Annotated in this window: 10 protein-coding genes and 1 pseudogene; 4 read left to right on the top strand and 7 right to left on the bottom strand. The window is 68.3% G+C overall.

Annotation, left to right across the window (positions count from 1 at the left end; all coding sequences use genetic code 11):
- Positions 1-77: 77 nt before the first annotated feature.
- The 7 genes from epmA to ACYVGY_RS04135 all read right to left on the bottom strand — a co-directional run bounded on the left by epmA (position 78) and on the right by ACYVGY_RS04135 (position 10,249).
- Entirely contained in the window at positions 78-1,046 is a 969-nt protein-coding gene (gene epmA / locus ACYVGY_RS04165) for an EF-P lysine aminoacylase EpmA (RefSeq protein WP_460456197.1), read from the bottom strand.
- Positions 1,047-1,080: 34 nt separating this feature from the next.
- Positions 1,081-3,207 carry an NAD-dependent DNA ligase LigA gene (ligA, locus tag ACYVGY_RS04160; RefSeq protein ID WP_460456196.1) on the bottom strand — a complete coding sequence of 709 codons (2,127 nt, stop codon included), beginning with the start codon at positions 3,205-3,207 and terminating at the stop codon, positions 1,081-1,083.
- A 9-nt stretch (positions 3,208-3,216) separates the two neighbouring features.
- Positions 3,217-3,990, bottom strand: a complete 774-nt coding sequence (gene zipA / locus ACYVGY_RS04155) for a cell division protein ZipA (protein ID WP_460456195.1) — start codon at positions 3,988-3,990, stop codon at positions 3,217-3,219.
- A gap of 74 nt (positions 3,991-4,064) precedes the next feature.
- On the bottom strand, positions 4,065-7,562 hold the full coding sequence (smc, locus tag ACYVGY_RS04150; protein ID WP_460456194.1) for a chromosome segregation protein SMC: 3,498 nt from the start codon (positions 7,560-7,562) through the stop codon (positions 4,065-4,067).
- Between the two features lie 197 nt (positions 7,563-7,759).
- A complete protein-coding gene (locus tag ACYVGY_RS04145; RefSeq protein WP_460456193.1) occupies positions 7,760-8,041 on the bottom strand; it encodes a BolA family protein in 282 nt (93 codons plus the stop codon).
- Positions 8,038-8,337, bottom strand: coding sequence for a YciI family protein (locus ACYVGY_RS04140; RefSeq protein ID WP_460456192.1), 300 nt, complete (start codon positions 8,335-8,337; stop codon positions 8,038-8,040). Before ACYVGY_RS04140 ends, ACYVGY_RS04145 begins: the two co-directional genes overlap by 4 nt.
- A 10-nt stretch (positions 8,338-8,347) precedes the next feature.
- Positions 8,348-10,249 (bottom strand): alpha/beta hydrolase family protein, encoded by a 1,902-nt coding sequence (locus ACYVGY_RS04135; protein WP_460456191.1) that lies wholly within the window; start codon positions 10,247-10,249, stop codon positions 8,348-8,350.
- A 107-nt stretch (positions 10,250-10,356) separates the two neighbouring features.
- Here ACYVGY_RS04135 and ACYVGY_RS04130 point away from each other — a divergent pair, with 107 nt between their 5' ends.
- From ACYVGY_RS04130 to rluB, 4 genes and pseudogenes are all read left to right on the top strand, one after another.
- Positions 10,357-10,983, top strand: coding sequence for an L-threonylcarbamoyladenylate synthase (locus ACYVGY_RS04130; protein ID WP_460456190.1), 627 nt, complete (start codon positions 10,357-10,359; stop codon positions 10,981-10,983).
- Positions 10,984-11,103: 120 nt separating this feature from the next.
- A complete protein-coding gene (locus ACYVGY_RS04125) occupies positions 11,104-12,042 on the top strand; it encodes a segregation and condensation protein A (protein WP_460456189.1) in 939 nt (312 codons plus the stop codon).
- A 19-nt stretch (positions 12,043-12,061) separates the two neighbouring features.
- Positions 12,062-12,907: pseudogene (gene scpB, locus ACYVGY_RS04120) on the top strand (SMC-Scp complex subunit ScpB); the annotation flags it as partial.
- A 5-nt stretch (positions 12,908-12,912) separates the two neighbouring features.
- Positions 12,913-14,562, top strand: a complete 1,650-nt coding sequence (rluB, locus tag ACYVGY_RS04115) for a 23S rRNA pseudouridine(2605) synthase RluB (RefSeq protein WP_460456188.1) — start codon at positions 12,913-12,915, stop codon at positions 14,560-14,562.
- The last annotated feature ends 24 nt before the right edge of the window (positions 14,563-14,586 follow it).

Here is a 14,586-nt window from a genome sequence, read left to right as displayed (position 1 = left end):
CAGTTATGAATCTAGAGCCCTGACCATGAATGGTCGAGCAATCTCGTTCATTCAATAGAAAAACACTTAAGCGCGATTCATGCCCGGTCGAAGGGAAACGCCATGACATCGGCGATCTTGTCGGTCCCCATCAGCGCCATCATCAGGCGATCGATGCCGAGCGCGACGCCGGCGCAGTCCGGGAGTTTCGGCAGGCTGGCAAGCAAACGCTCGTCCACGGCAGGCTGGCTGGCGTTGCGGGTGCGACGCCGAGCCAGGTCGGCCTCGAAGCGCAGGCGCTGCTCGCCGGCGTCGTTGAGCTCGTGATACCCGTTGGCGACTTCCAGCGGCCCCAGGAAGGCTTCGAAGCGCTCGGCCACGGGCGGATCACCGGGACGCAATCGCGCCAGGGCGCACTGGCTGGCCGGGTAGTCGTACACCAAGAGGATACGGCTGGCGGGAATGCTGGGCTGGATCAGATGAGTCATCAGCAAGTCCAGCCAGTCGTCGCGGACCAGGCCGGCGGGATCGATGTCGTATACCGACAGCGGCGAGCGCAGGTCTTCCTCCGGTGCGGTAAGCGGGTCGAAGCCGAACTTGTCGAGGTAGAGCTGGCGGAAGCTGGTGTCGCGCACCGTAGCGCGCCGACCGGCCAGCGCCATGGCCGACTTGAGCAGCTCGGAGGTTTCGTCCATCAGCCGATGGTGGTCCCAGCCGACGCGGTACCACTCAAGCATGGTGAACTCGGGGTTGTGACGTTTGCCGGCCTCGCCGTTGCGGAATACGCGTCCCAGCTCGTAGCAATCACCTACGCCGGCCGCGAGCATGCGCTTGAGCGGAAACTCCGGCGAGGTACGAAGCCAGCGCACCGGAGCGCCGGCCGCGCGCGGCCCGTCGAAGTCCAGGCAGAAGCTTTCAATATTGGGATCGGTGTTGCCGGCCGAGGCCAATATCGGTGTCTCGACTTCGAGCACATCGCGTTCGGCGAAAAAGTGCCGGACCAGAGCATAGAGCTCGGCGCGCAGGCGCAGGGCCTTGAGGTTGGCGGTCGGCTTCCAGTCTTTCATGGCCTTACTCTACGCCCGGCTCGCCGGAACCGCTTCACGCGGCGGAGTTGGCGTTCAGGAATTCCAGCAGGCGCGATTCGTCCCATACCTCGACACCCAGCGCCAGCGCCTTCTCAAGCTTGGAGCCGGCGGCTTCGCCGGCGACCACGAAACTGGTTTTCTTGGACACGCTGCCCGCGACCTTGGCGCCCAGGGCCTGCAGCCGATCACCCGCGGCGTCCCGGCTCATGGCGCTCAAGGCGCCCGTCAACACCACCGTCTGGCCCGCCAGCGGCCCGTCCACCGCGCGCTGCGGCGCCGATTCAGCCCAGCGCACGCCGGCGGCGCGCAGCGCAAGCACCACCTCGCGATTGTGTGGTTCGGCGAAGAATCCTGCGATGCGTGCGGCCACCACGGGACCCACGTCCGGGATCTCGACCAGGCTGGCTTCGTCTGCGGCGCTGATCGGATCCAGCGCGCCGAAGTAGCGCGCCAAGGTTCGCGCCGTGGCTTCGCCAACGTCGCGGATGCCCAGCGCGAACAGCAGGCGTTCAAGGCTGCTGTCCTTGCTGGCTGCGATCGCCGCCACCAGGTTCTCGGCCCATTTGCTGGCGATCTTGCCGGCCTTGACGGTCTCGGGCACGGTCCCGTCGCGCTCGTCGGCGCGCTGCTTCATTTCAAGGAAGCGCTCGACCGTCATCGCATACAGGTCGGCCACCGTGGCGACGTAGCCGAAGTCCACCAAGGCTTCGATAAAGCGCTCGCCCAGGCCGTCGATATCCATCGCCCGTCGCGAGGCGAAGTGCACCAGCGCCTGCTTGCGCTGCGCCGGACAGAACAGCCCGCCCGTGCAGACGATGGCGGCGCCCTCGGCGTATTCGATGCCGCCGGCCTTGGTCTGCTTGAGCACCTTGCGCACTGCCTCGGTGTGCGAACCGCAGGCCGGGCACGCGCTGGGAAATTCGTAGGCGGCGTGGACCGGACGGCCCTGCGCATCCAGCGGGCGCCGATCGCCCAGTACCCGCACCACTTCCGGAATCACGTCGCCGGCACGGCGCACGATGACCGTGTCACCCACCCGAACGTCGAGGCGCGCGATCTGGTCGGCGTTGTGCAGGGTGGCATTGGTGACCACCACGCCGGCCACCTGCACCGGCGCCAGCCGCGCCACCGGCGTCAGCGCGCCGGTGCGGCCCACCTGCACCTCGATGGCCTCGACCGTGGTCAGCTGCTCCTGCGCGGGGAACTTGTGCGCGATCGCCCAGCGCGGCGCCCGCGAGACGAAGCCCATCGCCGCTTGCTGGCCGTGGTCGTCGAGCTTGTAGACCACGCCGTCGATGTCATAGGGCAGCGTATCGCGGCGCGCGCCGACCGCCGCGTAGTAGTCGAGCAGCCCCTGGGTGCCCTGCGCCACGGCCACTTCGGGCGACACCGGAAAGCCGAAGCCGCGCAGCGCCTGCAGCATCTGCGAGTGCCTGGCCGGCAGCGCCCAGCCTTCGGTAGCACCCAGGCCATAGGCGTAAAAGGCCAGCGGTCGCGCGGCGGCGAGCCGGGGGTCGAGCTGGCGGAGTGAACCGGCGGCACCGTTGCGCGGATTTGCGAGCACCTTGCCGCCGGTCTCGCGCATCCGGTCGTTGTAGGCGGCGAAGCCGGCAAGTGGCATATAGACCTCGCCGCGAACTTCCAGCACCGGCGGCGCCGCGCCGCGCAGCCTGAGCGGGATGGCCTTGATCGTGCGCAGGTTGGCGGTGACGTCTTCGCCGGTGGCGCCGTCGCCGCGGGTGGCGCCACGCACGAACAGACCGTTCTCGTAGCGCAGGCTGATCGCCAGGCCGTCGAGCTTGGGTTCGACCGAAAACGCCGGCGCGGGCTCGTTGAGTTCGCGCGCGATGCGCTGCACGAACTCTTCGACTTCGTCTTCGCTGAACGCGTTGTTGAGCGACAGCATCGGTTGCGCGTGCGTCACCTGATCGAAGCCGTCCAGCGGCAGGCCGCCGACGCGCTGCGTGGGGGAGTCGGAAGTGCACAGCGCCGGATGCTCGCGCTCGATCGCCTCGAGTTCGCGCATGCAGGCATCGTATTCGACGTCCGGGATCGCCGGATCGTCGAGCACGTGATAGCGGTGGTTGGCGTCTTCCAGCAGGGCCCGCAGCCGGGCGGCGCGATCAGCGGGCGTGGTCATCCCGGAATCTCAACGCGTGGTCCGAAGGTCCCACTTCTGCTGCTTGCGGTCGTAGTTGCGCAGGTCCTCGCGGATGTGCGCGATGCGCTGGCGTCCGAGCGCGTTGCGCTCTTCGTCGAGCAGCACGCCGTCGAGCAGTTCCGCCATGCGCTGGGCCGTGGGCAGCATCGCGTCCCAGGCGTCGAGCGCCGACAGCGGACCCGGCAGCGCCATGAAGAAGCTCACGCCGGGCGTGCGCAGGTCCTGGATATTGGCCATGTCGAACGAACCCGGCTTGACCAGGTTGGCGACCGAAAAGATCGGACCCTGTTCGGTGTGGTTGTCCACCAGGCGGTGGAAGATATTCATGTGGCCGTAGATCAGGCCCGCTTTCTCGGCGGCCACGACCAGGTCAGGCCCGTGCAGGACCTGGCCGGAACGGGCCGCCAGGAACAGGCTGACGACCTTGTCGAAATTCTCGTCCGGGCGGGCGCCCGGCAGCGGCGCAGGCGCCGGGCGACGATCGGGCACGTCTTCGCCGGCAAGGGTCTTTTCCAGCAGGTCGAGTTCGGACTGCTCGATCGCGGCGGATTCGTCGCCGGTGCCGGCGTCGGCTTCCAGGAGATCACGCAGCGTGGGTTCGTGGCGTGCCCCGGTACCGGCCTCGGGACGGCCGCCGGCATGGCGCTTGCCCTGCTGGCCGGGCGACTTGCGGCTGGTGAACAGGATGACTGCGAACAGCACCAGTGCCGCGACGCCGATGGCGATGCGCAGCAGCGTGGTTTCGCTGAATCCGTCGAGCATGTTGCCTCTCCCTGTCTGGCGTCGGGCCGGATCCGCGGCCCGCGGTGGAATGATGCCCTAAACCAGCGGTGCGGTCAGGCCGCGCCCACCAGCCGCGAGGCCTCGGCCAGGTCGACCGACACCAGCCGGCTGCAGCCCGGCTCGCGCATGGTGACGCCGGAAAGCTGCTTGGCCGCTTCCATCGTCGCCTTGTTATGGGTGACGAACAGGAACTGCACCTTCTCGCTCATCTCGGTGACCATGGACGAGAAGCGGCCGACGTTGGCTTCGTCCAGCGGCGCGTCCACCTCGTCGAGCAGGCAGAACGGGGCCGGATTCAGGCGGAAGATCGCGAACACCAGCGCCACCGCGGTCAGCGCTTTTTCACCGCCGGAAAGCAGCGAAATATTGGAAACGCGCTTGCCGGGCGGGCGCGCCATGATCGACACGCCGGTGTCGAGCAGGTCTTCGCCGGTAAGCTCGAGGTAGGCGTGGCCGCCACCGAACAGGCGCGGGTAGAGCTCCTGCACGCCGGCGTTGACGCGGTCGAAGGTTTCCTTGAAGCGGCCGCGGGTTTCGCGATCGATTTTCTTGATCGCGCCTTCCAGGGTTTCCAGCGCCGAGGTGAGGTCGTTGTTCTGGGCGTCGAGGTAGGTCTTGCGCTCACCCTGCTCGCCGTACTCCTGGATGGCCGCCAGGTTGACCGGCTCGAGCCGGCGCATCTTGGCGTCGATGTCGGAGAGCGACTTCTGCCAGCCCTCGAGATCAGCCTGTTCCGGCAGCGCCTGCAGGACGTCCTCGAGCACCAGGCCGGCGGCAACGATGGCTTCCGACAGCTGGCCGGCGCGCAGGGCCAGGCCCTGCTCTTCCATGCGCTTGGCCGAAATCGCCTCGCGCTGGGCCAGCGACTGCTGGTCGCGCTGTTGGCGGGTCTGTTCATAGCCGCGCATCTCGGCCTCGATGCCGTCGAGCGTGGAGCGGGCCGCGGCCAGGTCCTTCTCGACGACCACGCGCTGGTCGAGCCCGGCCTGGCGCTCTGCCTGCAGTGCGAGCACCGGGGCATCGCCGTCGGCCAACTGCGCGACCAACTCATTCAGACGCACTTCCAACTGAGCCTTCTGGCTGCCCATGCGCGCCAGCGACTGGCTGAGCGCGATCACGCGGGCGCGCTGTGATTCGAGCGACAGCGCCAGCTGATGGGCCGCGTCGCGGGCCTCGCGGGCGCTGTTGCGGGCGGCGTCGCGCTGCTCGCCGAAGCTGCGGCGCTCGGTGTCCAGGCGCAGGCGTTCGGCCTCCAGGTCACCCATCTTCGCCACCGCCTGTTCCAGTCGGGCGCGGGCTTCGCGCACGTTGGACTGGGACTCGTCGAGCGTGGTGGCGAGGGTCGCCAGCTCGGCATCAATTCTTGTGACGCGGGCCTGGGCGGACTCCAGGCGGCTTTTCTGGCCCTGCAGCTGGCCGGCGAGTTCGGACACGCTGCGGTGCGAGAGGTAGAGCGCGCGCTGCGCGTCCTCGCGGTGTTGCTCGGCCTCGAGCAACCGGTCGCGCATCGCGGTCAGGCCCTCGTTGAGCTGTTGCTCCTTCTTGCCCAGCGCCTCGATCTCGGCGCGCAGGGACTGGATCTCGCGCTCGCGGGCCAGTGCACCCTGCTGCGCCTCGCCGCTGCGCAGCACGCGCAGCCAGCCGGCGCCCAGCCATTCGCCGCCGCGGCTGATCACCGCTTCGCCCTGGCCCAAGCTCAAGGCCCGCGCATCGGCCGCGGTTTCGACGGCGTGGATGCTGGCCAGCAGCCGGCGCACGGCGGCCGGGCCCTGCACCTTGGCGGCCAAGGAACCGGCGGGCACCGAGACGGCCTCGGTGGAGCCGCTGACCAAGGCCACACGTCCCTGGCCGAGGCTGGCCAAGGCGTCGAGCCAATCGTTCGGGGTGTCGACGGTTACGGCTTCAAGCAGGCTGCCCAGCACCGTCTCGACGGCCGTTTCCCAGCCCGATTCCACGCTCAGCGCTTCGCCGAGGCGGACGTTGCCGTCCAGGCCCTGGGTCTTGAGCCAGTCCAGCGCGACGTTCTTCTCCTGTCCGAGCGCGGCGTTCTGCAGTGCTTCGAGCGAGGCCAGGCGACCGCGGGCCGCCTGGCCCTGCTTGCGCACGTCGGCCAGCTCGGACTGCTGCTGCCGCTGCTGCTCCTGCAGCGCGCCCAGGGCCGTCTTGCGCTGCTCCAGCGTTTCGCCCAGACCGTCGAGGCTGGCTTTTTGTTGATCGTGGTCGGCGCTCATGCGCGCCAGCGCCTCGGTTACCGACGAGGTGTCGAGGCCGCTGCGCTCGCCAGCCAGCGCTTCGCGCCGCCTGCCGGCATCCATGGCCTGCTTTTCGAGATATTCGATCTTGGTGCGCTCGACCTCGGCCCAGCGCGACGCCTCGGCCTGGGCCTTGGCATAGACATCCCAGCGCTGCTGCCAGTCCTGAAGCGCGACTTCGGCCGCTTTCAAGGCCTCCTGGCGCGCGCTGTCGTCGGCGCGCAGCGCCTCGAGCTTCGGGTCGGATGCGGCGATGGCGTTGTGCAGTTCGGCCAGCTGGCGCTCGTCGCCGCTGATGTGTTCGCCCACCTGGGCGAAGGCGGCATCGGCCTCGGTGCGGGCGGTTTCCAGGCGCTGGCGCAGTTCGCGCTGGTGCTGGATCTGCTGCTCGATGCGGGCCAGTTCGCCGCCGACGCGATAGACCTCGGCCTGGGCGCGGCCCAGGGCTTCGCTGGCTTCGCCGTGCTGGCTGCGGCAGGCCTCGATCTGGGCCTCGGCCTGGCGCTGGTCGGCCATCAGCGACTGCAGCTTGATCTCGTCCTGGGTCAGCGACTCGTGCAGACCCTTGAGGCTGCCGTCGTAGCGGCGGAATTCGAGCGCCTTGAGCTGGGCGTCCTTGTTCAGGCGCTCGGCCTGCAGGGTCTGGTACTGCTCGGCGGCGCGGGCCTGGCGCTTGAGGTGTTCAAGCTGCTTGTCGACTTCCTCGCGAAGGTCGTTCAGGCGATCGAGGTTCTCGCGCGTGCTTTTAATGCGCGACTCGGTTTCCTTGCGGCGCTCCTTGTACTTGGAGATGCCGGCGGCTTCCTCCAGATAGACGCGCAAGTCTTCGGGCTTGGCCTCGATGATCTGGCTGATCATCCCCTGCTCGATGATCGAGTAGCTGCGCGCGCCCAGGCCGGTGCCCAGGAACAGGTCGGTGATGTCGCGCCGGCGGCAGCGCGCGCCGTTGAGGTAATAGTTCGACTGGCCGTCGCGGCTGACCGAACGCTTGACCGAGATTTCCGCGTAGCGCGCGTACTCGCCGCCGATGCTGCCCTCGGAGTTGTCGAACACCAGCTCCACCTGCGCCTGGCTGACCGGCTTGCGGGTCGAGGAGCCGGAGAAGATCACGTCGGTGAGCGAATCGCCGCGCAGTCGGCTGGCCGAACTCTCGCCCATCACCCAGCGCACCGCATCGATGATATTGGACTTGCCGCAACCGTTCGGACCGACCACGCCGGTCATGTTGGTCGGCAGATGCAGCACCGTGGGGTCAACGAAGGATTTGAAGCCCGAGAGCTTGATGGTGGAAAGGCGCATTCGTGGGGGTTCTCAAGCAGCCGGCCAGTATTCGCCGGCCACGGGACGCCGGGGCGTCCCGCCGCAGGGTCGATGGGAGGCTCACGGACAGGTCCGCGCTTCGGCCAAGTTACTGATTTCGCTGGCAGAGCGCGATCCCCGGCACGCGGCCGACGGGCAGTATAACAGCGGCTCCGGGCCTCCGAGGCGACCCGGACTCAGGCTTCGGACGGGGTAAGGGCCTGGATGGAGAGGGCGTGGATATCGGTTTCCATCATCTCGCCCAGGGCCGCATAGACCCGCCGGTGCCGGGCCAGCGGCGCCAGCCCGGCGAAGGCCTGGCTGACCACGGTGACGGCGAAATGGCCGCGGCCATCGCGGGCGCCGGCGTGGCCGGCGTGTTTATGGCTCTCGTCCACGACCTCGAGCCGCTCCGGTGCCAGAGCGGCCTCGAGCGCGGCGCGGATCGCCTCCGGGCGCTGTTCGCGCGGCAGGCTCACGGCAGCACCGGACGGAACGGGCTGACGTCGACCCGGGCATAGACCCCACCGGCCAGGTAGGGATCTTCCGCCGCCCAGACATTGGCCTCGGCCAGGGAACCGAACTCGGCGACGATGATGCTGCCGGTGAAACCGGCCGGACCGGGATCCTCGGCATCGATCGCCGGCAGCGGACCGGCCAGCTTCAGCCGGCCCTGGTCGCGCAGCGCCTCGAGCCGCGCGAGATGCGCGGGGCGATGGGCCTTGCGACCGGCGAGCGAGTTCGGCAGATCAGTGCCGTGGATCAGGTACCACATGACAGATTCCTCAGGGCGCGCCGGGCGCGGGGCGCGGCTCGCCGATGTGGGCTTCGAGGAAGGACAGGACGCGCTGCGACCAGTCCCGGCGATTCTTCATCTGATAATAGCCGTGCGCCTCGAGATCGTATATCCGCACGTCGGCCGGCGCGTCTGCGGCCTTGAGGCCCGACTGCATGGCGCGCGTCTGCTCCAGCGGCGTGGTCTCGTCGAGTGAACCGGCGCCCAGCAGCACCGGCACCCGGATGCGATCGGCCAAGCGCGCCGGCGAGATGGTGGCCAGGTCGACATCACCGAGCGCGGTGCCGAAGTAGTCCCGGCCGAAGCGGGAGTTTGCATCGGCCTTGTACATCTTCACCAGGTCGTAGAGACCGACGTTGCCGATGCCGCAGGCGTACAAGTCCGGCTCGCGCACCAAGCCCATCATCGCCGCATAGGCCCCGTAGCTGGCGCCGTAGAGGCAGATGCGACCCGGCGCGGCGATGCCTTCATTGATCGCCCATTGGGTGGCGTCGGTCACGTCGTCCTGCATCTTCGCGCCCCACTCGCCGTTGCCCGACTCCCGGAAGGCACGGCCATAGTTGCCCGAGCCGCGGAAGTTCAGCTGCAGCACCGCATAGCCACGGCTGGCCAGCAGCTGCACTTCCGAGTCAAAGCCCCAGACGTCGAAGATGCCCTTGGGCCCGCCGTGGGGGACCACCACCAGCGGCACCGGCTTGCCGCCGGCGTTCCGGGGCACGGTCACGAAGCCATCGAGCTGGACGCCGTCGCGGGCCTTGAAGGAAATCGCCTGCATCGGCGCCATCAGGCGCGGATCCTGCCGCTCGTTGGCAGCGATGACGAAAGCGGCTCCGCCCGCCTCGTGGTCAACCCGGTAGTACTCCCCCGAATTGACGTCCGAGCTGACGTGGTAGATGCCGATGCGTCCGTCGCGGGTGTAGGAAGTCGGCGTGACGTAGGAGCCCGGGAAGGCGCGCATCACGTGCGCAAGCGCCTTCGCGAACGGGTCCTCGGGGGCGATCAGCTTGACCTCGGGCTTACCGGCGAGGAAGACCACGCCGATCACGCCGCCGTCCAGCGGAGACCGCAGTATCTGCCCGATGTCTACCCGCTCGTGCCGGGCCACCAAGGTGCGCACGCCCGTGGCCATGTCATAGGCGTAGAGCCCGTCGGGACCCTCGGGCGACTCGATGATCAGGTAGGCGGTCTTGTTGTCGGCCGAGAAGCCGGTGAAATAGAGCTCGACGCCGGTCTCCTCCTCCGAGTTGATCTCGCGCCACTCGCCGTCGTCGTCGCGCTGGAACTGGCGCGAACGAATCTCGTAGTCCTTGTAGCCGGACGCGAAGCGAACCACCCCGGCATTGTCGGAATGAAAGCTGCCGCCATCGAGCGGATGCTTGACCTGTTCGCCGACGAACTTGCCGGTGTTGATGTTCAGGCGCACCAGGCGCGGCGTCGCGCCGGCACTTCGACGGATCACCTGCACATGCTCGTCGTCGCCCCGAAGCGTGTGGTGCAGGAACGCCAGCTCGGTGACGATCGGGCCGCCCTCGCTGCCGTCGGCATTGATCTTGTAAAGGCGACCGCTGGCGCGTGGCGCCGCCAGCGGACCCATGCGCCGGGCGTCCGAATAGACCAATTGCTGGTTGTTGACCCAATGGACATTGGTGACGTGGGTTTCAGCCTTGAACATCACGTAGCCGCTGCGCTTCATGTCCGAGCGGCGCAGGATCACCAGCGCCGTCCTGTCCTCCAGCGGCACGGTGGCGGCGTAGTGCTCGCCGTCGGGGGAGATGGTCAGGCTGGCGATGTCGGCTGGCGCCAGGAACACCTCGGCGGGCAAGGGCTCGGCCTGTGCCGGCGCCGCAAGCAGGACCCAAGACAGCAGCCAGGCAAGGAGGAAAGGACGCATGACGATCTCCGCAGGAAAGACTGCGCAAGGTAAGGGATCGTCCGGGGATAGATAAATAAGACTTTCCCCACCCTCGCCCAGACGCCCGCCACAAGGCACAATCGGGTATGGCAGATCGTCTACACGTCCACCCCGTCAATCCCCAGTCCCGCCTGATCGACAAGGCGGCCGCCGTGCTCACGTCCGGCGGCCTGGGCCTGGTGCCGACCGATGCCGGCTATGCCCTGGTCTGGAGCCTGAACGCCAAAGAGGCCGAGGAGCGCGTCCAGCGCCTGCGCGAACTGGACAGCAAGCACCCTTTCACCTTACTCTGTCGCCAATTGAGTGAGGCAGGCCGCTTGGCCCGGCTCGACGATCCGGCCTTCCGGCTGATGCGATCGCTGACCCCCGGACCCTGCACCTTCATCCTGCCAGCCTCCCCGGACCTGCCCAAGCGCATCAAGAACAGCGGCCGAAGCAAGCGCCGCGACATCGGCATACGCCTGCCGGACCACGTGGTCACGCGGGCGCTGCTGGAAGCGGTGGGTGAGCCTTTGCTTTCAACCAGCCTGTTGCTGCCGGACGAAACCGACCCGGCCAGCCATGAGGCGGAAGTGGTGGCCGAGCGCTGGTTGCGCTGGGCCGACGTGATGTTGGACGCCGAGGACTGCGAGCCCGGCCCCACCAGCGTGGTGGACTGCACGGGGGACACCCCCGAGGTGGTCCGTCAGGGGTTCCATCCCGTTTCACTGTAAAGCGACCTGGCCTGCCCATGACGTCGCGAACCTGCAGTAGCGAGTCATCGTTGCACCCCGGCCCCCTCGGGCCAGTTCGAACAGCTCGATACGAGCCAAAACCCTTTGCATGAGCACTTGATGAGCGAACCCACCGCGATCCCGGCGGAGCAATCGGCATTCCCGCCCTCCCCGCAGCAGCAGGAAATGCCGCTGGCGGTGTTCAAGGGGCAGCCGGTGCTGCAGATGCCGCAGGACCTGTACATCCCGCCGGACGCCCTGGAAGTCATCCTGGATGCGTTCGAGGGACCGCTGGACCTGCTGCTCTACCTGATCCGCCGCCAGAACCTGGACATCCTGGACATCCCGGTCGCCGAGATCACCCGGCAGTACGTGGACTACATCGGCGCGATGGAAGACATGCGCTTCGAGCTGGCCGCCGAGTACCTGGTCATGGCCGCCATCCTGGCCGAGATCAAGTCGCGCATGCTGCTGCCCCGCCCGCCCAGCGAAGAAGGCCTCGAGGCCGACCCGCGGGCGGAGCTGGTGCGCAGGCTGCAGGAGTACGAGCGCTTCAAGAAGGCGGCCGAGGACATCGACGGCCTGCCCCGCCTGGACCGCGATACGGCCGCCGTGCACGCCCACGTGCCCGAACGCAACGTCGCCAAGGTACCGCCGCCGGTGGACCTGCGCGAGATGCTGCTGGCGCTGCGCGACGTGCTCAAGCGCGCCGACCTGTTCACCCACCACGCGATCCGGCGCGAGGCGCTCAGCGTCCGCCAGCGCATGGGCGAGGTACTGGGCAAGCTCGACGACGGCCAGTTCCACGGCTTCGAGACCCTGTTCAACGCCGAGGAAGGCCGCCTGGGTGTTGTCGTGACCTTCCTGTCAGTGCTCGAACTGGCCAAGGAACAGCTGCTCGAAATCGTGCAGGAGCCGCCGCCGGCGCACGCCGATATCCAGTCGCCCCGGCCGCAGCTCGCGCCGATCTACGTCAAGTCGCTGGCCGCCGGCGACGGTGGCGGCGATAGCGAACTTCCCTCCCCCACCTCCGAGGGCGTCGACGATGACTACGCCTGAAGACCGCGACCCCGAGACCATGGACCCAACCCTGATCCGACGCATCGTCGAGGCCGCCCTGCTGGCCGCCCCGCAACCGCTGACCCTGGCCCAGCTGGCCGGGCTCTTTCCCGACGAGGAACAGCCGCCCAAGGACAGCCTTGAGCTCGCCATCGAGGTCCTGCGTGATGGCTGCGCCGAGCGCGGCGTCGAGCTGGTCGAGGTCGCCTCCGGCTTCCGCTACCAGGTCAAGGCCGACGTCCACGCCTGGGTCGCGCGCCTGTGGACCGAACGCCAGACCAAATACACCCGCGCCACTCTGGAAACCCTGGCCCTGATCGCCTACCGGCAGCCGATCACCCGCGGCGAGATCGAGCAGATCCGCGGCGTCAGCGTCAACGCCAACATGATCAAGATGCTCGAAGAGCGCGAATGGATTCGCTCGATCGGCCATCGCGACGTACCGGGTCGCCCGGAGCTGTTCGGCACCACCAAGGTGTTCCTGGACTACTTCGGCCTAAAGAGCCTGGACGAGCTGCCGCCGCTGGCCGAACTCAAGGACATCCCGGAGCTCGAGCCGCAGCTGCCCTTCGACATGGTGCCGGGCATCGCCAGCGCCGCCCTCGCCGCCAGCCTCGACGAGGAAATCGAAGGCGGTGGCCATGCGCTCGGCGAAGACGAGCACGACGACACCGATGACAGCGACGATGAGGCCGGCAACGGCCACTTCATCGCCGATGACGACGACTTCGCCAACGATGGCGACGAGAACCACGACCACGACACCGGCGTCGCCACGACGACCGATGCCGCCAACGCCGACGGCGAAGGCGAGAGTGAGCATCCTTCCGACACTGAGGCTGGCGACACCGCCGAGCCGGAGCAAAAGCAATGAGCGACAAAATCAAAACGACCCTTTCGCTGCGCGCCAAGGGCGGTACGCCGTCCGCGAAGGTTGAGGAGCGACTGCACAAGGTGCTGGCACAGGCCGGCCTCGGCTCGCGTCGTGCGCTGGAAGAGCGCATCGCCCAGGGCCTGGTGAAGGTCAACGCCGTGGTCGCACAGACCGGGCAGTCGGTGAAGGGCGGTGATCGCATCGACCTCGACGGCAAGACCTTCGTGGCAACGGCGCTGACTGAACCCGCCAGCGTGCTGCTGTACAACAAGCCCGAGGGCGAAGTCACCACGCGCGAAGATCCCGAAGGTCGCCCGACGGTGTTCGAATCGCTGCCGCGCCTCAAGGGTGCGCGCTGGATCGCGGTCGGCCGCCTCGATATCAACACCACCGGCCTGCTGCTGCTCACCACCGACGGCGAGCTCGCCAATGCGCTGATGCACCCGTCCAGCGGCATCGCCCGCGAGTACGTCTGCCGCATCCACGGCGAAGTGCCCGACACGGTCGTGCGCAACCTGGCCAAGGGCGTGCAGCTCGAAGACGGCCCGGCCAAGTTCGATGAAATCGAGCGCATCGGCAGCTCCGATTCGCACGCCTGGTTCAAGGTGGTGCTCACCGAGGGCCGCAACCGCGAAGTGCGCCGCCTGTGGGAGTCGGTCGGCTTCAACGTCAGCCGCCTCAAGCGCGTGAAGTACGGCAGCGTGCACCTTCCGCGCCTGCTCAAGCGCGGCCACTGCGAGGAATTGTCTTCCGACCAGGTCGAGAAGCTGCGCGCCCAGTTCCAGCTCGAGCAGAATCCGCCGGTCCTGACGCTTCAGCCGGTGATCGGCCAGCGCAAGTCGCGTCCGACCGAGATCCGCGTTGGCAAGGATCGCAAGCAGGCTTCCTACGTGAACGGCGCGGTGGACGACGAGGCGCGCGAACTGCGCCGCTTCGACACCTTCCGTGAAGACAAGCCCGGCCGCGGCCGCGGTCGCCCGGCGCCTGGCGCCGGCCGTCCGTATGCGGCCAAGGGCGGCAAGCGCAATCCCAATACGCCGGGCGGCAAGCCGTTCTCGGGCCCGATGGGCGCCGATGCGCCGCGCGGCGCGCGACCGGGCGGCAAGCCCTTCGGCGCCAAGCCTTACGGCAACAAGCCCGGCGGCGCGCCTGCGGGCAACCGCGGTCCGCGCGATGACAGCTTCGGCAATCGCGCGCCCGGCGCGCCCGGCGGCGGCTTCAACAAGAAGCCGCGTGCCCCGCGCGGCGACGCCCAGCCGACGCACGCCAATGCCCACGACAGTAATCCGGCCGCGTTCCGCAGCTGGTATGTGCCCGAAGGTGTCGAGACCGGTTCCAAGGTCGCGCCGCCGCGCGGCCAGCGTCCGGGCGGCAAGCCCAGCGGCCCGCGTCCGCAGGGCAATTCGCCCTACGGCCAGGCCCGCGGCCCGCGCGGTCCGAAGCCGGCCGGCGATGCGCCTTACGGCCATTCCCGCGGTCCGGCCGGTCCGGGCGGCAACAAGTCCGCCGGCAATAGCCCGTATGCGGGCCCGAAGAAGGGCCCGCGTGGCCCGGTGGACGGCAACCGCGGCCCGCGCGCCGCCGGCAACGGCGGCCCGCCGCCGTTCAAGAAGAAGCGTCCCGAAGGCCTGCCTTCGGACGACTGAGTCTTGCGGGGGCCGTGAGGCCCC

It is taken from the genome of Arenimonas alkanexedens (assembly GCF_054781355.1).
This window is presented reverse-complemented; position numbering and strand designations above follow the sequence as displayed.